Origin of the sequence: Streptomyces sp. NPDC005805 (genome assembly GCF_040630445.1) — a bacterium.
In the GTDB taxonomy this organism is placed as follows: domain Bacteria; phylum Actinomycetota; class Actinomycetes; order Streptomycetales; family Streptomycetaceae; genus Streptomyces.
This window is the reverse complement of the sequence record NZ_JBEXXN010000006.1, coordinates 58,508-76,952: the sequence shown is the minus strand read 5'-3', so window position 1 is coordinate 76,952 and position 18,445 is coordinate 58,508. Positions and strand designations below refer to the sequence as shown.

17 protein-coding genes are annotated in these 18,445 nt (G+C 73.9%); 8 read left to right on the top strand and 9 right to left on the bottom strand.

Annotation, left to right across the window (positions count from 1 at the left end; all coding sequences use genetic code 11):
* Window positions 1–40: 40 nt before the first annotated feature.
* The 3 genes from ABZ457_RS05750 to hemL form a co-directional block, all read right to left on the bottom strand.
* Complete coding sequence (locus tag ABZ457_RS05750) at window positions 41–1,306, bottom strand: hypothetical protein (RefSeq protein WP_359154240.1); 1,266 nt, start codon at window positions 1,304–1,306, stop codon at window positions 41–43.
* A gap of 305 nt (window positions 1,307–1,611) precedes the next feature.
* A complete protein-coding gene (locus ABZ457_RS05745; protein ID WP_359154238.1) occupies window positions 1,612–2,322 on the bottom strand; it encodes a histidine phosphatase family protein in 711 nt (236 codons plus the stop codon).
* A complete protein-coding gene (gene hemL / locus ABZ457_RS05740; RefSeq protein ID WP_359154236.1) occupies window positions 2,319–3,635 on the bottom strand; it encodes a glutamate-1-semialdehyde 2,1-aminomutase in 1,317 nt (438 codons plus the stop codon). Before hemL ends, ABZ457_RS05745 begins: the two co-directional genes overlap by 4 nt.
* 116 nt (window positions 3,636–3,751) lie before the next feature.
* Between hemL and ABZ457_RS05735 the strand changes: the two genes are divergently transcribed.
* Window positions 3,752–4,306, top strand: coding sequence for a hypothetical protein (locus ABZ457_RS05735; RefSeq protein WP_078521423.1), 555 nt, complete (start codon window positions 3,752–3,754; stop codon window positions 4,304–4,306).
* Window positions 4,307–4,357: 51 nt separating this feature from the next.
* Here the strand turns inward: ABZ457_RS05735 and ABZ457_RS05730 are convergent, their stop codons facing one another.
* On the bottom strand, window positions 4,358–4,705 hold the full coding sequence (locus ABZ457_RS05730; protein ID WP_359154233.1) for a DUF6087 family protein: 348 nt from the start codon (window positions 4,703–4,705) through the stop codon (window positions 4,358–4,360).
* A gap of 181 nt (window positions 4,706–4,886) precedes the next feature.
* On the opposite strand from ABZ457_RS05730, the gene tsaD reads away from it, so the two are divergent.
* Window positions 4,887–5,960 carry a tRNA (adenosine(37)-N6)-threonylcarbamoyltransferase complex transferase subunit TsaD gene (gene tsaD, locus ABZ457_RS05725; RefSeq protein ID WP_359154231.1) on the top strand — a complete coding sequence of 358 codons (1,074 nt, stop codon included), beginning with the start codon at window positions 4,887–4,889 and terminating at the stop codon, window positions 5,958–5,960.
* 77 nt (window positions 5,961–6,037) lie between these two features.
* A complete protein-coding gene (gene alaS, locus ABZ457_RS05720) occupies window positions 6,038–8,686 on the top strand; it encodes an alanine--tRNA ligase (RefSeq protein ID WP_359154229.1) in 2,649 nt (882 codons plus the stop codon).
* 199 nt (window positions 8,687–8,885) lie between these two features.
* Here the strand turns inward: alaS and ABZ457_RS05715 are convergent, their stop codons facing one another.
* Together ABZ457_RS05715 and ABZ457_RS05710 are read right to left on the bottom strand one after the other, a co-directional pair.
* On the bottom strand, window positions 8,886–9,761 hold the full coding sequence (locus ABZ457_RS05715; RefSeq protein ID WP_026277621.1) for a glycosyltransferase family 2 protein: 876 nt from the start codon (window positions 9,759–9,761) through the stop codon (window positions 8,886–8,888).
* A 243-nt stretch (window positions 9,762–10,004) separates the two neighbouring features.
* On the bottom strand, window positions 10,005–10,586 hold the full coding sequence (locus ABZ457_RS05710; protein ID WP_359154227.1) for a TIGR03086 family metal-binding protein: 582 nt from the start codon (window positions 10,584–10,586) through the stop codon (window positions 10,005–10,007).
* Window positions 10,587–10,724: 138 nt separating this feature from the next.
* Here ABZ457_RS05710 and ABZ457_RS05705 point away from each other — a divergent pair, with 138 nt between their 5' ends.
* The 3 genes from ABZ457_RS05705 (at window position 10,725) to ABZ457_RS05695 (ending at window position 13,175) form a co-directional block, all read left to right on the top strand.
* Window positions 10,725–11,612, top strand: a complete 888-nt coding sequence (locus ABZ457_RS05705; protein ID WP_359154224.1) for a helix-turn-helix domain-containing protein — start codon at window positions 10,725–10,727, stop codon at window positions 11,610–11,612.
* A gap of 52 nt (window positions 11,613–11,664) precedes the next feature.
* Window positions 11,665–12,222, top strand: a complete 558-nt coding sequence (locus ABZ457_RS05700; RefSeq protein WP_359154222.1) for a GNAT family N-acetyltransferase — start codon at window positions 11,665–11,667, stop codon at window positions 12,220–12,222.
* 182 nt (window positions 12,223–12,404) lie between these two features.
* Window positions 12,405–13,175 (top strand): Mut7-C RNAse domain-containing protein, encoded by a 771-nt coding sequence (locus tag ABZ457_RS05695; protein ID WP_359154220.1) that lies wholly within the window; start codon window positions 12,405–12,407, stop codon window positions 13,173–13,175.
* On the opposite strand, the gene ABZ457_RS05690 is transcribed toward ABZ457_RS05695, so the two are convergent.
* The gene (locus ABZ457_RS05690) at window positions 13,151–13,726 is read right to left on the bottom strand and encodes a TetR family transcriptional regulator (protein WP_359154218.1); all 576 of its coding nucleotides are present in this window, start codon (window positions 13,724–13,726) and stop codon (window positions 13,151–13,153) included. The two genes, ABZ457_RS05695 and ABZ457_RS05690, sit on opposite strands and share 25 nt — an antisense overlap.
* Window positions 13,727–13,886: 160 nt before the next feature.
* Here ABZ457_RS05690 and ABZ457_RS05685 point away from each other — a divergent pair, with 160 nt between their 5' ends.
* The gene (locus ABZ457_RS05685) at window positions 13,887–15,485 is read left to right on the top strand and encodes an FAD-dependent oxidoreductase (RefSeq protein ID WP_359154216.1); all 1,599 of its coding nucleotides are present in this window, start codon (window positions 13,887–13,889) and stop codon (window positions 15,483–15,485) included.
* Here the strand turns inward: ABZ457_RS05685 and ABZ457_RS05680 are convergent.
* Window positions 15,473–16,105: a hypothetical protein gene (locus ABZ457_RS05680; protein WP_359154214.1), complete on the bottom strand. Its 633-nt coding sequence runs from the start codon at window positions 16,103–16,105 to the stop codon at window positions 15,473–15,475. The genes ABZ457_RS05685 and ABZ457_RS05680 overlap by 13 nt on opposite strands.
* 100 nt (window positions 16,106–16,205) lie before the next feature.
* Between ABZ457_RS05680 and ABZ457_RS05675 the strand changes: the two genes are divergently transcribed.
* The gene (locus tag ABZ457_RS05675; RefSeq protein WP_359154211.1) at window positions 16,206–16,970 is read left to right on the top strand and encodes an SDR family oxidoreductase; all 765 of its coding nucleotides are present in this window, start codon (window positions 16,206–16,208) and stop codon (window positions 16,968–16,970) included.
* Between the two features lie 112 nt (window positions 16,971–17,082).
* Here the strand turns inward: ABZ457_RS05675 and ABZ457_RS05670 are convergent, their stop codons facing one another.
* A complete protein-coding gene (locus ABZ457_RS05670; protein WP_359154209.1) occupies window positions 17,083–18,276 on the bottom strand; it encodes an RtcB family protein in 1,194 nt (397 codons plus the stop codon).
* Between the last annotated feature and the right edge of the window lie 169 nt (window positions 18,277–18,445).

The window sequence follows — 18,445 nt, the reverse complement described above, 5'->3', positions numbered from 1 at the left end:
GATCTTCCGGGCCCCCCTGTGTGCCCGATCGGTCCCGTTGTCAGGACGCCTTAAGGAATGCGTTCCATCCGCCCGCGGGCGTCTGGCCGACGTCCAGGGTGCGCAGTTTCGCGAGCACCGCCGGGTCCTGCACGTCGAGCCAGTCGCAGAACTGCCGGAACGAGACCAGCCGTACGTCCTTCTTGCCGGCCATGCCCTTGAGCGACTCCTCGACGGCGTCCATGTAGATGCCGCCGTTCCACTGCTCGAAGTGGTTTCCGATGAACAGCGGTGCGCGATTCGACTCGTAGGCGCGCGTGAATCCGGCGAGATACGCCTCGGTGGCCTGCTTCTTCCAGCCCGGATAGCGCGAGGGGACACCCTTCGTCGAATTCCCGGACTGGTTGGCGAGCATGTTGTAGTCCATCGACAGGACCTCGAAGGAGCGCCCGGGGAACGGGACCTGCTGGAGCGGCAGGTCCCAGACGTCCATGCGCTTCACCGGCCAGACCTGGCGGCCGCCGGGCGAGGAGGCGTCGTAGCGCCAGCCGCGCTTCCTGGCCTCCGGCAGCAGTTTGTCCTGACCGAGCAGGCACGGGGTGCGGCCGCCGACGAGTTCCTTGCGGTAGTCGAAAGGCAGCGGGTCGACGTCCGTCCAGCCGCTGTTGGTGCGCCATTCGGTGACGAACTTCACAGCCTGGTCGATCTCGCTGCGCCAGTCCGCGGTGGTCCAGTTCCCCACGGAACCGGAGCCGGCGCAGAAATGCCCGTTGAAATGGGTGCCTATCTCATGGCCGTCGAGCCAGGCCCGGCGCACGTTCTTCAGCGTGTCCTTGATGTGGTCGTCGGTCAGATAACCGATGTCCGAGGCGCCGACGGAATTGTTCGGCGGACGGTAGAGCGTCTTCTTGGACTCGGGGAGCACATAGATCCCGGAGAGGAAGAACGTCATCGCCGCGCCGTGGTCCCGGGCGAGATCGAGAAAACGCGGGAAGAGACCGTTTCCGACCTCGCCCGCGCCGTCCCAGGAGAAGACGACGAATTGCGGCGGCTCCTGGCCCGGTTCGAGGGGCACGGGCCGGGCGGGCTGGTTCGGCTGCTTGCCGGTGTCCGAGGTGGAGCCGTCGCCGATGGGCCGCCCGGCGGTCTTGGACGGGGAGGGCTTCGGGCCGCTGTCCCCCTGCCCGCCGCCCTTGCCGGCGCCCCCACCCGAGCCGCCGTCCGGCCCGCCGCCGGAGCTCCCGCCCGTGCCGCAGGCCGCGAGTGTGACGGCGGCGGCCGTCCCGAGTCCCGCTCCCAGCAGTCCCCTTCGCGTGATGTCGCGCATGACGTCCCCTCACCGCGCCCTCCCGGTCGTCGAGGGCACATGTACAACCGGCACAGGGAGAGATGCGGCCGGGCGCGGCGGGGTTCCTGCCACGGTGGCCGAATTTCCCCGGCGGCCCGGGAGCCGCCGAGGAATCAGCGCCGCGACCTGGGAAACAACCTGCGGATCACAGGAGAAAAGGATCAAGGACCCACGGAAACGATCACGGAAACGGGTGCGGGTGCGGCCCGGGCCCGCTCCGGGCGGCCCGGGACTCCAGGAGGGGCGCCAGGCGCCGGCCCGGGCCGGCGCGGCCCGGCCTCGCCCTACGCGCCGAACGCCTTGGACTTCCCCTTCACCGGCTTGGCGCCCGCCAGCAGATGCTTCGGCACCAGGTCGCGCGCCGGCTCCGAGTACCCCACGGACACGATCCGGTCGCCCCGGTAGGTGAACGTCGTCAGCGAGGCGAGGGTGCACTGCCGGCGGCGCGGGTCGTGCCACAGCCGGCGCTTCTCCACGAAGCTGCGCACGATCCAGATCGGCAGCTGGTGGCTGACGCACACCGCCTCGTGCCCGCGCGCCGCGTCCTTCGCCGCGTCCAGCGCGCCCATCATCCGCACGACCTGCTCGATGTACGGCTCGCCCCAGGACGGGCGGAACGGGTTCGTCAGGTGCTTCCAGTTCTCCGGCCGGCGCAGCGCCCCGTCGCCGACGCCGAAGGTCTTGCCCTCGAAGACGTTGCCCGCCTCGATGAGCCGCGCGTCGGTCTCCAGGGTCAGCCCGTGCGCCTTGGCGACCGGCTGCGCGGTCTCCTGCGCCCGCTCCAGCGGGGAGGCCACGACATGGGTGACGTCGCGGACGGCGAGGTGCTCGGCGACCCGGTCGGCCATCCGCCGTCCCAGTTCGGAGAGGTGGTAGCCCTCGCGGCGGCCGTAGAGAACGCCGTCCGGGTTGTGCACCTCACCGTGGCGCACCAGATGCACCACGGTGATGTCGTCCTCGCCCGGCACGCGCGGGCTCACGCCGTTGGTGCTCATGCGGTCGCCTCCGCGGCGGCACGGGCGGCGGCGGGCAGCGCGGCGGCGATCCGCTCCACGGCCCGCTCGTCGTGGGCGGTGGAGACGAACCAGGACTCGAAGGCGGAGGGCGGCAGGTACACCCCGTCCGAGAGCATCGAGTGGAAGAAGGCGTTGAAGCGGAACGCCTCCTGCTTCCGCGCGTCCTCGTAGTTCCGGACCTCGCGGGAGGTGAAGAACACCGAGAACATGTTGCTCGCGCTCTGGAGGCGGTGCGCCACGCCCTCCTTGGCCAGCGCCTCGGTCACCAGGCCCTGGATCTCCTCCGAGACCGCGTCGACCTTCGCGTACGCGGCCTCGTCCAGCAGCCGCAGCTGCGCGAGGCCGGCGGCGGTGGCGACCGGGTTCCCGGAGAGGGTGCCCGCCTGGTAGACCGGCCCGGCCGGGGCGAGGTGCCCCATCACATCGGCGCGCCCGCCGAAGGCCGCGGCCGGGAAGCCGCCGCCCATGACCTTGCCGAAGGTCATCAGGTCGGGCACCACGCCGTCGACGCCGAACCAGCCCGCGCGCGAGGTGCGGAATCCGGTCATCACCTCGTCGGAGACGAAGAGGGCGCCGTTCTTGGCGCAGGCGTCCTTGAGCCCCTGGTTGAAGCCCGGCAGCGGCGGGACGACGCCCATGTTGCCCGGGGACGCCTCGGTGATCACACAGGCGATCTCACCGGGGTGCGCGTGGAACGCCTCCTGCACCGCCTCCAGATCGTTGTACGGGAGGACGATGGTGTCCCCGGCCTGCGCGCCGGTGACCCCGGGGGTGTCCGGCAGCGCGAAGGTCGCGACACCGGAGCCGGCGGCGGCGAGCAGCGCGTCGACATGGCCGTGGTAGCAGCCGGCGAACTTGATGACCTTGGACCGGGCGGTGAAACCCCTGGCCAGGCGGATCGCGGACATCGTCGCCTCGGTGCCGCTGGAGACCAGCCGCACCTGCTCGACGGGCGCGACCCGGGCCACGATCTCCTCGGCGAGCGCGACCTCGCCCTCACCGGGCGTCCCGAAGGACGTGCCGCGCGCGACCGCCTCCTGCACGGCCCCGACGACCTCGGGGTGCGCGTGCCCGAGGATCATCGGCCCCCAGGAGCAGACGAGGTCGACGTACTCGCGCCCGTCGGCGTCGGTCAGGTACGGGCCCGTGCCGGACACCATGAACCGGGGCGTACCCCCCACGGCGCGGAAGGCACGGACGGGAGAGTTCACGCCGCCGGGCGTCACAAGGGACGCGCGGTCGAAAAGCGTCTGCGAAACTGGGGCGTCATAGGGAAAGCTCACGGAAACCATGGTCTCAGAGGCTTCGGCGATCTTGCGGACAGGTGTTTCACCGCACGTTCGTGGGGGAGGTCACTGTCACGATGATCTGGTTGCGCGGCGGGGGCTGCGAGTGGTCGGGTGGAGATATGCATCGCGGTGGCGGACTGGGCGAGGGGACCGACGACCTGGGTCCCGAGCCTGCCCGGCGTGGTAGACACCGCCGAGGCGAAGCGGATGAGCCCTTGGGAGGCAGGAGCGGCCGGTTGGGGGTGACCTACAAGTACTTCGGCGCGCCCGACGGCGCGACGGCCGCACGCGTGCCCATCTCCATGCGCCCCGAGGAACTCGGCGGCGACGAACTCGGCATGGGCGGCATGTTCACCAAGATCAAGCCGGAGACCATAGCCGCGATGGTGCTCACCGGCATCCAGGGCATGCCCCTGCACAAGGTGCCGCCCCTGGAACTGGTGGTCCTCCACCCCGACTACGCGGTCGTCAAACTCCCCATGACCGCGGTCGACCCCCTGCGCGACATCGGCGAGGAATCGGTCGGCGCGGCCGCCTTCATCTGGTCCACGGTCCCGGACCGCGGCGGGCCGCGGGACGCGTTCAACGTCTACCAGCTGCTGCACGAATGGCAGGATTTCAGCCATCGCCTCCACGAGGCGGGGCACCAGCCGTACTGCCTGGTCTGGCCGTAAACCGCGAGGCCTGGTCCGGCCGTAAACCGCGGGGCGCGTGCCCGGCCCGGCTCACGCCCCGCCGTGACCACCGTCGCCCCGCGCGGGTCCCGGCGAGGGCTTGCGGTGGCGTCCCGTGCCGGAGCCGAGGGGCTTCGGGGCGGCAGCGGGAGCCGGCGGTTCGGCGGCCTGCGGGTAGAGGAGGGCCTTCGCCTGGACCAGATCGACGGCGAAGGCGTACGGCTCCCATGTGTGCCCGTTCCAGCGTTCGATGATCCGCGGCGCGTCCGGGTGCAGATGGGCTCCCCGGGGGCCGTCGCCGGGGACGACCGGCACGGCGCGCAGTCGGCCGACTTTCGCGTCACGGCGTTCCACCCAGTCCTTCAGGGGTTCGTCGTCCAGGGATTCGTCGTCGTCCATCCCGGCGTTCCTCGCGTCGGCGGTGCGCTGCCCTCGGCAGGGTAGCGGCCACCGGGTGCCGACCGGGCCCGCGCGCACGAAAGGGGCCCTGCCCGCTGCCGCGTCGCGCCGCCCCGTGCGCGAGTACCTTGTTGCACAGAGGTTGCAATTGCGGATCGAGTGCGAGAAGAGGCGGGCGGTCGTGGGTTCTCCGGTGGTGCTGGGGATCGAGTCGTCGTGCGACGAGACCGGGGCGGGGCTGGTGCGGGACGGGCGGCTGCTCGGGCATGCCGTCGCGTCGAGCATGGACGAGCACGCGCGCTTCGGCGGCGTCGTGCCGGAGATCGCGGCGCGGGCGCACGTCCACGCGTTCAACCCCGTGGTGCGGGAGGCGCTGGACCGGGCCGGGCTGCGGCTCTCCGACGTCGGGGCGGTGGCCGTCACCACCGGGCCCGGGCTGTCCGGGGCGCTCCAGGTCGGGCTGGCCGGGGCGAAGACGCTCGCCTTCTCGCTGGGCGTCCCGCTCTACGGCGTCCACCACCTGGCCGGTCATGTCGCCGCCGACACCCTGGAACACGGGCCGCTGCCCGAGCCGTGCATGGTGCTCATCGTCTCCGGCGGGCACACCTCGCTGCTCCTGGTGCGCGACCTCGCCCGGGACCCGATCGTCCACCTCGGGGACACCATCGACGACGCCGCCGGCGAGTGCTTCGACAAGGTGGCCCGGGTGTTCGGGCTGCCCTACCCCGGCGGCCCCGCCGTCGACCGCACCGCGCGCGAGGGCGACCCGCGCGCCGTCGCGTTCCCCCGCCCGCTCACCGGCCCCGGCGACTCCGCCTACGACTTCTCGTTCTCCGGGCTGAAGACCGCCGCCGCCCGCTGGGCCGAACAGCACCGGCTGTGCGGCGAGGAACTCCCGCTCGCCGACGGCGCGGCCTCGCTCCAGGAGGCCGTGGCCGATGTGCTGACGCGCAAGGCCGTGGCCGCCTGCCGCGAGCACGGCGTCGGCACCCTCGTCGTCGTCGGCGGTGTCGCGGCCAACTCCCGGGTACGGGCGCTCGCCGAGGAGCGCTGCCGGGCCGCCGGGATCGCCCTGCGCGTCCCGCCGCTGGGCCTGTGCACCGACAACGGCGCGATGATCGCGGCCGTCGGCGACCTCCTGGTCCGCGCCGGTGCCGCGCCCGCCCCGCTGGACGTCTCCATCGACCCGTCCGCGCCCCTGGAGTACGCCGCACTGCACCCGGTCGCACGCCCGGGGGCGCGCGCCGCCGCCTGACGCGCCCCACCCCACGCCCCACCACCCACCCGCGCCGCGCGCCCTGGCGGCGCCCGACCCGAACCCGGAGCCCCGCCGTGCGCACCGCCGAGATCCGCAACCGCTTCCTCGACCACTTCGCCGCCCGCGGCCACACCGTCGTGCCCAGCGCCCCGCTGCCCACGCCGGACCCGACGCTGCTGTTCGTGAACGCCGGGATGGTGCCGTTCAAGCCGTACCTCACGGGCGAGGCCGAGGCGCCCTGGCCGCGGGCGACCAGTGTGCAGAAGTGTGTGCGCACCCTGGACATCGAGGAGGTCGGCCGCACCACCCGGCACGGCTCCTTCTTCCAGATGAACGGCAACTTCTCCTTCGGGGACTACTTCAAGGAGGAGGCGATCGCCCTCGCCTGGGAGCTGTCCACCACCGCCCGGGCGGACGGCGGCTACGGCCTCGACCCCGACCGGATCTGGGTCACCGTCCACCACTCCGACACCGACGCCCGCGGCTTGTGGCGGCGCATCGCCGGCCTGCCCGACGAGCGGATCGTGGCCCGGGGCGACGAGGACAACTTCTGGTCCATGGGCGTGCCCGGCCCCTGCGGCCCCTGCTCGGAGCTGTACTACGACCGCGGCCCCGCCTTCGGCCCGGACGGCGGGCCGGAGGCCGACGAGGACCGGTTCATGGAGTTCTGGAACCTGGTCTTCATGCAGTTCGAGCGCGGCGAGGGCCCCGGCAAGTCCGGCTACCCGATCCTCGGCGAGCTCCCCCGCCGCAACATCGACACAGGCATGGGCCTGGAGCGGATGGCCACCCTCCTCCAGGGCAAGGACAACCTCTACGAGATCGACGAGACCCGGCCCGTCCTCGACCGCGCCGCCGCCCTCGCCGGGGTGCGCTACGGTGCCGACCCCGAGAACGACGTCCGCCTGCGGGTCGTCGCCGACCACGTCCGCACCGCGCTGATGCTCCTCGCCGACGGCACCTCCCCCGGCAACGAGGGCCGCGGCTATGTGCTGCGCCGCATCCTGCGCCGCGCGGTGCGCGCCATGCGGCAGCTCGGCCACCAGGACCCGGCCCTGCCCGAACTGCTGCCCGTCGCCCGCGACTGCATGGCGCCCAGCTACCCGGAGGTCGCCGCGGACTTCGCCCGCATCGGCGACGGGGCGTACGGCGAGGAGGAGACCTTCCGCGCCACCCTCAAGCAGGGCACCACCGTGCTGGACACGGCCGTCGCCAAGGTCCGCGCGGCGGGCGGGCGGACCCTGCCCGGCGCACAGGCGTTCCTGCTGCACGACACCTACGGCTTCCCCGTCGACCTCACCCTGGAGATGGCCGCCGAGCAGGGCGTGGAGGTGGACCGCGAGGGCTTCACCGCGCTGATGAACGCCCAGCGGGAACGCGCCCGCGCCGACGCCCGGGCCCGCAAGTCCGGCGGTGGCGCCGGGACGTCGGCGCTGCGGCCGGTGCTGGACGCGCACGGGCCCACGGACTGGCGGGCCTGGGAGACCCTGACCACCGAGTCCCGGGTGCTGGCGGTCCTCGGCGCGAAGGGCGAGGTGCCGGTGGCCCGCGAGGGCGAGATCGTCACGGTGGTACTGGACCGGACGCCGTTCTACGCGGAGTCCGGCGGCCAGGACAGCGACGCGGGCCGGCTCTCCGGTACCTCGGCGGAGGCCGAGGTTCTGGACGTGCAGCGTCCGCTGCCCGGGCTGGTGGCACATCAGGTACGCGTCACGGCGGGCGAGTTGGCGGCGGGTGACACCGTGCACGCGGCCGTCGATCCGGAGTGGCGGCTCGGCGCCCGGCAGGCGCACTCCGGCACGCACGTCCTGCACGCGGCGCTGCGCGAGGTCCTCGGCCCGACCGCCCTCCAGTCCGGTTCGTTCAACCGGCCGGGCTACCTCCGCCTCGACTTCCCGTGGCGCGGCGCCCTGTCGCCCGCCGTGCGGAGCGAGGTCGAGGAGGCGGCGAACCGGGCGCTGCGCCGGGACCTGCCGGTCGGGGTGCGCTGGATGACGCTGCCGGAGGCGAGGGAACTGGGCGCGCTCGCGCTGTTCGACGAGACGTACGGCGAGAAGGTGCGGGTCGTCGAGATCGGCGGGGCGTGGTCCCGGGAACTGTGCGGCGGCACGCATGTGGAGCACGCCTCTCAGGTCGGCACGGTCGCCCTGACCTCGGAGTCCTCGGTGGGCGCGGGGATGCGCCGGCTGGAGGCGGCGGTCGGGATCGAGGGCTTCGCCTATCTGGCGCGCGAGCGGGACCTCGTGACGCGGATCGCCGAGCAGATCGGGGCGCCACGCGCGGAGCTGGCCGAGCGGGTCTCCGGGCTGCTGGAGCGGCTGAAGGCGGCGGACCGGGAGAACGCCCGGCTGCGGCAGCAGGCCACCGCCGCGCGGGCGGTGGAGCTGGCGGGCGGCGCGGTGGACGTACGCGGGACGCAGGTCGTCACGGCGGTGGCCGAGGGCGGCGCGGCGGAGGCCCGGGGGCTGGCCACGGCGGTGCGCGGCCTGCTCCCGGCCACGGCGCCGGGCGCGGTCGCGGTGGGCACGGAGGCGGGGAACGTGGTCGTCGCGCTGAACAGGGCGGCGGTCTCGGCGGGGCTGAACGCGTCGGAGCTGGTGAAGCTCCTCCTCGGCGGCCGGGGCGGCGGCTCTGCGGAGATCGCCCAGGGCGGCGGCCTCCCGGCGGACCGGGTGGCGGCGACGCTGGCGGACTTTCCGGGGCTGGTGCCGGGGGGTGAGTGAGACGGGGGCGGGACGACCGCGTGGGCCGGGGGCGGGACGGCCGGGCCGGGGCCGGGCGGGACGACCGCGTGGGCCGGGCGTGAGGGCGGGGCCCGGGCCGGGGCGCGTCGGGCGTGGACGTGGGCCCGGGCCGGCGCGGGGGTGGCGGGCCCGGGCCGGGTGGTGCGCCGGGCGTGAACGCGGGGGGTGCGGGCCCGGGTCAGACGACCGGGGGGCGTCCCAGGCGGGCCATGTGCCAGACCGTGCTCCACCGCATCGGCCGGCGCTCCCCGCACGGCGTCCGGACGCCCTCCGCGAAGCCGCCGAACCAGGCGCGCAGCCCCGGGCCGGGGCGGGTCCGAGCCAGGGTCAGCGCCGTCCAGGAGGCCAGGTAGAGGGGCACCAGCAGGGCGGGCAGGTTCCGCTTGGCCAGCCAGACGCGGTTGCGGGCGGTCATCCGGTAGTAGACGCCGTGCCGGGTCGGCGCGGTGCGCGGGTGCTGGAGGACCAGCTCGGGCGCGTAGAGGATCTTCCAGCCGTCGTCCAGCGCGCGCCAGGCGAGGTCGGTCTCCTCGTGCGTGAAGAAGAAGTCGTCCGGCCAGCCGCCGACCCGCTCCAGCATCCGCATCGACAGCGCGTGCCCGCCGCCGAGGAAGGTGGTGACGCGCCCGCCGCGCATCGGGTCGGAGTTCCCGAGCCGGGGGACGTGGCGGCGCTGGGTGAAGCCCGTCTCGTCGGCGATGCGGAAGCTGACGATCCCGAGCGCGGGGTCCTCGGCGTACAGGTCGGCGACCCGGCTGAAGACGTCCTTGTCGATCAGCAGCCCGTCGTCGTCCAGGTCGACCAGGACGTCCACGTCGCCGAACTCGCGCAGCCGGTCCATCGCGACGTTGCGTCCGCCGGAGACGCCGAGGTTCTCGGGCAGCTCGATCCCGGTGACGCCGTCGGGGAGTTCGCCCAGCGGCGCGCCGTTGGAGACGACGACGACACGGGTGGCGGGGTGGTCCTGCGCGGCGACCGAGTCGAGCAGCGCCAGCAGCTCGACGGGGCGGTTGCCCATCGTCAGTACGGCCACACCCACACGCGCTCGTGACACGTCCATGTCTCCTCAGTTCACCTCGTCGTCCGGACGTCCGGACGTCCGCCGGTCCGGCGATCGTGCCACGGGAGCTTAACGGGAGGCGTCCGGCGGGTGTACGGCGGTGAGCCCGGCGCCGGCGGGCCCGACCAGCGGGGACGGGCCGGGGCGGGGGTGGCGACGGGTCCGGCGTACGTGACGCACCCCACGGTCCCCGGCCCCGCCCCGGCCGTCCGCCTGGCGGGCTGGTCCGGCCACGACTCAGGGACGGGTCCAGTCCGGGTCGCGTCCGGTCAGGGCCAGCAGGCGGTCGAACGGGGAGGCCCCGGCGCCGCCGTCCGGAAGCGGGTGCTCCGCGCCGAACGCGCCCATCGTCCGGGCGGTCGGCGCCAGCTCCGCGAACGCGTCGAGCAGGTCGTCGACGACCGCCGGATCCGGCGCGTACTCCTGCCCGGTGGCCCGGGCCAGGTCCCAGCCGTGCACGGTGAGGTCGCCGAGGACCATCCGGCCCACCACCGCGGCGGGCATGCCCATCGCGCCGGTGGTGCCCTGGTCCGCGCCGGGCACGGCCCACGCGGTGACCAGCGCCTCGCACTCCGCGGCGAAGGCGTCCCGCCAGGCGGCCTCCGCGAGATGGTCGGGGCCGCCGCCGAAGGCGGAGTCCTCCTTGGCCGCGAGCCGCTGGAAGTTGACCACCACCTCGAAGAGGTGCCCGGCCAGCGCGCGCACGTCGTACTCGGCGCAGGGGGTGGTCGCCGGCAGCTTCTCGTCGGGGACGCCGCGCACGACCGGAACGGTGCGCTCCGCCGCTGCCCGCAGCAGATCACTGATGTTCTTCGTCATACGGCGACGGTAGGGGTGGGGCGCGGGCCCGTCTTGAAGAAACGCGACAGCGGGACGCGGGACCGGGCTGCGAGGGGGCAGGAGGGGAGCCCGGCCCAGCGGGACGCGGTGCGCGGCGGCCGCGCATACCATCGACGCATGGCCGGTCCGCGACGCGACACCAGGGGCATCGTCGAGGCCCGGGAGCTGTTCGCCCGGGTGGACTTCCGCCGCCGCGAACCCGCCCCGGAGCTGCGCCCCTTCGTCGAGCACTACTGGCTGATCGACTGGGACCTCACCGAGCCGTACGCCACCCACGTCGTCCCGCACCCCTCGGTGAACCTGGTCTTCCAGCGGTACGGGGACGCGGAGCCGTGGGCGGAGGCCGCGGGCATCGGGCTGGAGCTGTTCACCCAGAAACTGACCGGCCGGGGCCGGGTGTGCGGGGTGCAGTTCCGGCCGGGCGGCTTCCGCCCGTTCGCGCCGGACCGGCCGGTGTCCTTCTGGACCGGCCGCCGGGTGCTCCTCGGCGAGGCGCTCCCCGACCTGGGCCGTGCACGCGGCGGTTCCGACAACGGCGACGGCGATCCCGGGGCGGACGACGCCCGGGCCGCCGCGGCGGCGCGGGCCGTGACCGGTCCGGACGCGGAGGACGAACGCGTCGCGGCACTCGACACGTTCCTCCTCGGCCTCGCTCCCGAAGCCCCGGCCGCCCCCGACGCGGTGTTCACCGCCCTGGCCCTCGTCGAACGCGTACGGACCGACCGCACCATCCGGCGCACCGCCGAACTCGCCGCCTCCGCGGGCCTGTCGGCCCGTGCCCTCCAGCGGCTCTTCGCCGCGTACGTCGGCGTCGGCCCCAAGTGGGTGGTCCTGCGGTACCGGATCCACGAGGCCCTGGAACGCGCCGAGGAGGGACGGGACATCGACTGGGCCGGGCTCGCGGCCGAGCTGGGCTACAGCGACCAGGCGCACCTGGTGCGGGACTTCACCGCGACGGTGGGCGTGCCGCCGACGGCGTACGCCCGCCCCGCCGGGCCCGGCTGAGAGCCGCCCTCGCGGCCCCGGGCTGTCGGACCCCGCCCCTACAGTGCCGGACATGGACACACGCGCCGCGACGGTACGGCTCACCCCCTGGTCCGAGGACGACTTCGCACTGCTCCGCGCCGCCAACGCGCCGGAGCTGATGGACCACCTCGGCGGCCCGGAGACCGAGGAGGAGCTGGTCAAGCGGCACCGGCGCTATGTGGACCTGAGCGCCGACCGCACCGGGCGCGGCCGGATGTACCGCGTCGTCGCCACCGCCACCGCCGGCGCCCACGCCGGCCGGGCCGTGGGCACGGTCGGTTTCTGGGAGCAGCTCTGGGACGGCGAGCCGGTCTACGAGACGGGCTGGAGCGTGCTCCCCGCGTTCCAGGGCCACGGCTACGCCACCGCCGCGACGCTCGCCGTGGTCGAGGCCGCCCGCGCCGAGCGACGCCACCGGTATCTGCACGCGTTCCCCTCCGTCGGCAACGGTCCGTCCAACGGGGTGTGCCGCAAGGCCGGGTTCACCCTGCTCGGGGAGCGCGACTTCGAGTACCCGCCGGGGAACCCGATCCGCTCGAACGACTGGCGCCTCGATCTGACCCCGGCCGACGGCCCCTTGGCCGGCTGACGGCGCCCGCGCACACCGGGCCACGACCAGGTGCCGCCCGTGCCCGCGAGCCACGCCCACATCCCGCCCACCGCGCCCGTACCGCAGCCCACCGCGCCCGCGCACGCCGTCGAGCGGCACCCTCGCGACGCCGCCCGGCAAAGCGTTGGCGACCGCCCGCCGCCCGGTGCCATGCTGGCGGCGTGAACGGACCGGAGATCACCTTCAGCGTCGCCCCCGAACTGCGCCTCTTCGTACCCGCCGACCGGCGTGCGGGCCGCACGGCCGTCGTCACGGACGGCGTGTCCACCCTCGGCCATGTCGTCGAGTCGCTCGGTGTGCCGCTGACCGAGGCCGGTGTCCTCCTGGTCGACGGGCAGCCCGTGCCCGCCTCCCACGTCCCGCGCGCGGGGGAGCACGTGGAGGTGCGCGCCTTCACCCGCCCGCAGGAAGTCCCGGGCGCACCCCTGCGCTTCCTGCTCGACGTCCACCTCGGCACCCTCGCCCGCCGGCTGCGGCTGCTCGGCGTGGACGCTGCCTACGAGAGCGAGGACCTCGGCGACCCGGCGCTCGCCGCGCTGTCGGCCGCCGAGCGCCGCGTCCTGCTCTCACGCGACCGGGGCCTGCTCCGCCGCCGCGAGATCTGGGCCGGCGCGTACGTCTACAGCGACCGGCCGGACGAGCAACTCACCGACGTACTGGAGCGCTTCGCTCCCGTCCTCGCCCCGTGGACCCGCTGCACGGCCTGCAACGGCCCCCTGGAGAGCGCGGACAAGGACTCGGTCCGCGACCGTCTGGAACAGGGGACGGAGCGCTCGTACGACGTGTTCGCGAGCTGCGCCTCGTGCTCACGGGTCTACTGGCGCGGCGCCCACCACGCCCGGCTGGAGGCGATCGTGGAGTCGGCGCTGAACACGGCCCGTGCGCAGGACGGGTCCCGGGACCGGTCTCACGGGGCCTCTTCCGTCAAGTAGCGCTGCACGGTCGGTCCCAGCCAGGCGATCACCTCCTCCCGCGTCATGTCCACGGCGGGCGGGAGACGCAGCACATAGCGGGCCATCGCCATGCCGAGGATCTGGGAGGCGACGAGGGCCGCGCGGCGCGGCGCGTCCGCCGGATCCGGTGACAGGCCGGCCGCGACCGACCCGAGCTGCTCCCGGAAGATCGCCCGAGCGCGTTCCGCGGCGGCCGGGTTGGTGACGGCGGCCTTGAGCAGTGCCGTGAGCACATCGTCCTGCTCCCACCGGTCGAGGAAGTGGGCGACGAGGACGGGCCCGGCGTGCCGGCCGGGCAGCGCACCCAGCGCGGGCAGCCGGAGGTCGAACTCGGAGGCCGCGGCGAAGAGCCCCTCCTTGTTGCCGTAGTAGCGCATGACCATCGAGGGGTCGATGCCCGCGTCCCGCGCTATGGCCCGGATCGTCGCCTTCTCGTACCCGTCGGCGGCGAAGCGCTCGCGGGCGGCTTCGAGGATCGCGGCCCTCGTGGCGTCGGAACGGCGGGGCGCGCCGTCCGTGCGTGTCGTCATGCTGCTCCCGTCCTCGTCACCGGCTCCAGCCGCTCTCGAACCGGTCCGCCCGCACACCCGGCAGGCACGCCAACAACTGTAGGCCAACAAACGTTGGCCTACAAGTGTTGACTTTTCCGCGAGGGCGGTTCTACCGTTGTCAACGAGCGTTGGCCAACATGTGTTGGCCTTCGGTTGCCGTGGGTGGTCCACGGCCCGGACCGCCCACGGGGAGGCAGTCATGCGCGACACCGACAGCAGCACCGACACCAGCACCACCGCCGACACCGACGCGGGCACGGGCGGCATCGACACGGATGTGATCGTCGTCGGCGCGGGTCCGACCGGCCTGCTGCTCGCGGGCGACCTCGCGGAGGCCGGCGTCTCGGTCACGCTCGTCGAGCGCCGTCCGCGAAGCACCGGCAACCTCACCCGGGCCTTCGGGGTCCACGCCCGCACCCTCGAAGCGCTGGACGCCCGCGGCCTCGCCGACGAACTGGTGGCGACGGGCACGAAGGTGAGGGAGCTGCGGCTGTTCCGCCGACTCTCGCTCGACCTGGGGAAGCTGCCCAGCCGCTTCCCCTTCCTGCTCATCACGCCCCAGTACGAGGTGGAACGACTACTGGAGCGGCGGGCGCGGGCCGCCGGGGTCCGCTTCCGCCACGACACCGCCCTCGTCGGCTGCGAGCAGTCCTCACCGGGCGCCAGAAGCGCCAGGGGGAGCCAGGGCACCACCGCCCCGGTCACGGCACGGCTCCGCGGCCCGGACGGCGCGTCCACCGCGCTGAGGGCCCGCTTCCTCGTCGGGGCCGACGGGGTCCGCAGCACCGTGCGCGAGCTGCTGGGGCTGCCCTTCCCCGGAGCCTCCGTGATCCGCTCGATCGTTCTCGCGGACGTCCGGCTCGCCGCCCCTCCCGACCATCTGCTGACCGTCAACGGCGCCGGTGACGCCTTCGCCTTCATCGCCCCGTTCGGGGACGGCTGGTACCGGGTCATGGGCTGGGACCGCGCCCGGCGGGCCGACGACGACGCCCCGGTCACACTGGACGAGGTGCGCGGCATCGCCCGCCGGGCCCTCGGCAGCGACTTCGGGATGCACTCACCCCGTTGGATGTCCCGCTTCCACAGCGACGAACGGCAGGTCCCGTCCTACCGCGTCGGCAACGTCTTCCTCGCCGGGGACGCGGCGCACGTCCACTCCCCCGCGGGCGGCCAGGGGATGAACACCGGCCTCCAGGACGCGGCCAACCTCTCCTGGAAGCTCGCGGCCGTCGTCCGGGGCACCGCCCCCGCCCTGGAGGCCCTGCTCGACTCCTACCAGGCCGAGCGCCACCCGGCGGGCCGGACCGTCCTCCGCAGCAGCGGGGCGATCGTGCGGCTCGCCATGGCCCATGGACCGGTCCGGCGCGCCGACCGCGCACTGGGCGCCGCCGCCGTCAGCCGTCTCCCGTTCCTGTCGGCCAAGGCCATGGGCACCGTCTCGGGCATCGGCATCGCGTACGGGGCGCCCCCCGGCGCCCACCCGCTCACCGGGCGGCGTGCCCCCGACCTCCCGCTGACCGAGGGGCGCCTCCACGAACTGCTCCGCGAGGGCGAGTTCGTCCTCGTCACCGGGCCGGGCGGGACGGCAGGGGCGAGCGGTGCGCCGGCCGCCCCGGGGCGCGTCGTCCTCGCCCACCGGACGACGCCGCACGGCACCGACCTCCTGGTGCGCCCCGACGGCTACATAGCCTGGGCGGGCGGCCGGCGAGACGCCCAGGGGCAGCGTCAGAAGGCGTAGGCGTCGCCCGTGGCGGGGACCAGGAGCCGGTGCTCGTCGTTGGCCGGGTTTCGGTCGGTCGCACCGCCGTTCCACTGCGTGGACACCGAGACCACCACCTCGTCCTCCGGGCCGCCCTCGACGGCCAGCCCGAACGCCAGCTTCCGGCCGACGCCGTCCGCGCGCAGCGGCCCGGTCCCGCAGAGGACCACCCGCTCCTCGGCCCACAGGCACCGGCCCGGCAGCCGGAGGTCGCCGACCGGGCGCGCCGACAGCTCCAGCCGGAGGGTCGCCTCGGCCAGCGGCGCGGGGCCGTGGTTGCGGCTGACCAGGACGAGGTCGAGCCGGCCCGCGTCGAGGGAGGCGTAGCCGTGGTGGGAGAGATCGGCCTCGGGGGCGATCCCCGGGGCGGTGGTGGCCACCGAGACCACCGAGACCGCCGGGGCGGCCGCCGCCCGAGCCGCCATGGCCACCGTCGCCGCCGAGGCCGCCGCCGGTTCCGGGGCGGGGGCGCCCGCGCCACGGTCCGTGCTCGCGACCGCGCCCGAGCCGGTCAGCAGCAGCACCGCGGCGCCCGCCGCCACCACGGCCGCGAGCACACCGCGACCACGTCCCTTGTTCTTCGTACACATTGCAGACATGGGCAGAAGATACCGATTGGCCCGAATCATTCTGACCGATCATCAGACCACGGCGCGTCCTATCCTGACCACACGTCCGATCACTCGCGCGAGGAGCCACATGACCACCGCCGGAACCCCCGTCGCCGTCGTCACCGGAGCGAGCAGCGGCATCGGGGCGGCCACCGCCCGGCAGCTCGCCGCGGCCGGACACCACGTCGTCCTGACCGCGCGCCGCAAGGACCGCATCGAGGCGCTGGCGGCCGAGCTCACCGCCGCGGGCCACCGGGCCACCGCCCACCCGCTGGACGTCACCGACCGGGCCGCGGTGGACGCGTTCGCCGAGTCGCTGGAACGCTGCGACGTCCTCGTGAACAACGCGGGCGGCGCGCTCGGCGCGGACCCCGTGGCCACCGGCGACCCCGCCGACTGGCGCCGGATGTTCGAGGTCAACGTCATCGGCACGCTCAACCTCACCCAGGCCCTGCTCCCGGCGCTCACCGCGAGCGGGGACGGCACGATCGTGGTGCTCTCCTCCACCGCGGGCCTCTCCACCTACGAGGGCGGCGGTGGCTACGTGGCCGCCAAGCACGGCGAACACGTCCTCGCCGAGACCCTGCGCCTGGAGATCGTCGGCACCCCGGTCCGGGTCATCGAGATCGCCCCCGGCATGGTCCGCACCGAGGAGTTCGCCACCACCCGCTTCCGCGGCGACACCGAGAAGGCCGCCAAGGTCTACGCGGGCGTGGCCGAGCCCCTGACCGCCGACGACGTCGCCGACACCATCGCCTGGGCCGTCACCCGCCCCTCGCACGTCAACATCGACCTGCTGGTGGTCCGCCCCCGTGCCCAGGCGTCCAACTCCAAGGTGCACCGCGAGCTGTGACGGGAGCCGGGCGGGGCCCGGTGCCCGGGCGGGCGGGGGGCGGAGACGACCAGCGTGAAGGGCCGGTCGGACGCCGGCCCTTCACAGGGCAGGGGTCTGCCCCGTCCGGGGGTTAGCCCTTCACGCAGATGACCTGCTTCAGCTTGGCGACGACCTCCACCAGGTCGCGCTGCTGGTCGATGACCTGCTCGATCGGCTTGTACGCGCTCGGGATCTCGTCCACGACGCCGGAGTCCTTGCGGCACTCCACGCCCCGGGTCTGCTCCTCCAGGTCCCGGGTGGTGAACCGCCGCTTCGCCGCGTTCCGGCTCATCCGGCGGCCGGCGCCGTGCGAGGCGGAGTTGAAGGACGCCTCGTTGCCGAGCCCCTTCACGATGTACGAGCCGGTGCCCATCGAGCCCGGGATGATCCCGTAGTCGCCGGAGCCCGCGCGGATCGCGCCCTTGCGCGTCACCAGCAGGTCCATGCCGTCGTACCGCTCCTCCGCCACGTAGTTGTGGTGGCAGGAGATCTCCTGGCCGAAGGAGACCTTCGCCTTCCGGAACTCCTTGCGGACGACCTCCTTGAACAGGCCCATCATCACGGCACGGTTGTACTTCGCGTACTCCTGCGCCCAGAAGAGGTCGTTGCGGTAGGCCGCCATCTGCGGGGTGTCCGCGACGAACACCGCCAGGTCGCGGTCGACCAGGTCCTGGTTGTGCGGCAGCTTCCGCGCCTCGCCGATGTGGTGCTCGGCCAGTTCCTTGCCGATGTTCCGCGAACCGGAGTGGAGCATCAGCCACACCGCGCCCGCCTCGTCCAGGCAGAACTCCACGAAGTGGTTGCCGGAGCCGAGGGAGCCCATCTGCCTGGTGGCCCGCTCGCGCCGGAACTTCACCGCGTCCGCGACTCCGTCGAAGCGGTCCCAGAGGTCGTCCCAGCCGCCGGCCGCCAGGCCGTAGATGCGGCTCGGGTCGACCATCTCGTCGTGCATGCCCCGCCCGACCGGGATGGCCTGCTCGATCCGCGACCGCAGCCGGGACAGGTCCCCCGGCAGGTCGGAGGCGGTCAGCGAGGTCTTCACCGCGGACATCCCGCAGCCGATGTCCACCCCGACCGCCGCCGGGCACACCGCGCCCCGCATCGCGATCACGGAGCCGACCGTCGCCCCCTTGCCGTAGTGCACGTCCGGCATCACGGCCAGACCCTTGATCCACGGCAGGGTCGCGACATTGCGCAGCTGCTGGAGCGCGACGTCCTCGACCGACGCGGGGTCGGTCCACATGCGGATCGGGACCTTGGCGCCCGGCATCTCCACGTACGACACAGTTCCTCGATTCCCCCGAGAGGACAGATCCCCCGAATAAGACAGATAGCGCAAATACCCGACCAATGACCGCGAAAGACCTGGCGGACCGGCATCCGGGGCAGCGCGTGCGATAGACATTGTGTCGGGCGCCCCGCCCCGGGCGACACAGGTTTTCGCCCCCGGGACC

What these genes read in the sequence shown, in the direction of transcription:
- ABZ457_RS05750 (WP_359154240.1), bottom strand. Translation starts at nt 1,306, where the DNA reads ATGCGCGACATCACGCGAAGGGGACTGCTGGGAGCGGGACTCGGGACG.
- ABZ457_RS05745 (WP_359154238.1), bottom strand. Translation starts at nt 2,322, where the DNA reads ATGAGCACCAACGGCGTGAGCCCGCGCGTGCCGGGCGAGGACGACATC.
- hemL (WP_359154236.1), bottom strand. Translation starts at nt 3,635, where the DNA reads ATGGTTTCCGTGAGCTTTCCCTATGACGCCCCAGTTTCGCAGACGCTT.
- ABZ457_RS05735 (WP_078521423.1), top strand. Translation starts at nt 3,752, where the DNA reads ATGCATCGCGGTGGCGGACTGGGCGAGGGGACCGACGACCTGGGTCCC.
- ABZ457_RS05730 (WP_359154233.1), bottom strand. Translation starts at nt 4,705, where the DNA reads ATGGACGACGACGAATCCCTGGACGACGAACCCCTGAAGGACTGGGTG.
- ABZ457_RS05710 (WP_359154227.1), bottom strand. Translation starts at nt 10,586, where the DNA reads ATGACGAAGAACATCAGTGATCTGCTGCGGGCAGCGGCGGAGCGCACC.
- ABZ457_RS05705 (WP_359154224.1), top strand. Translation starts at nt 10,725, where the DNA reads ATGGCCGGTCCGCGACGCGACACCAGGGGCATCGTCGAGGCCCGGGAG.
- ABZ457_RS05700 (WP_359154222.1), top strand. Translation starts at nt 11,665, where the DNA reads ATGGACACACGCGCCGCGACGGTACGGCTCACCCCCTGGTCCGAGGAC.
- ABZ457_RS05690 (WP_359154218.1), bottom strand. Translation starts at nt 13,726, where the DNA reads ATGACGACACGCACGGACGGCGCGCCCCGCCGTTCCGACGCCACGAGG.
- ABZ457_RS05680 (WP_359154214.1), bottom strand. Translation starts at nt 16,105, where the DNA reads ATGTCTGCAATGTGTACGAAGAACAAGGGACGTGGTCGCGGTGTGCTC.
- ABZ457_RS05675 (WP_359154211.1), top strand. Translation starts at nt 16,206, where the DNA reads ATGACCACCGCCGGAACCCCCGTCGCCGTCGTCACCGGAGCGAGCAGC.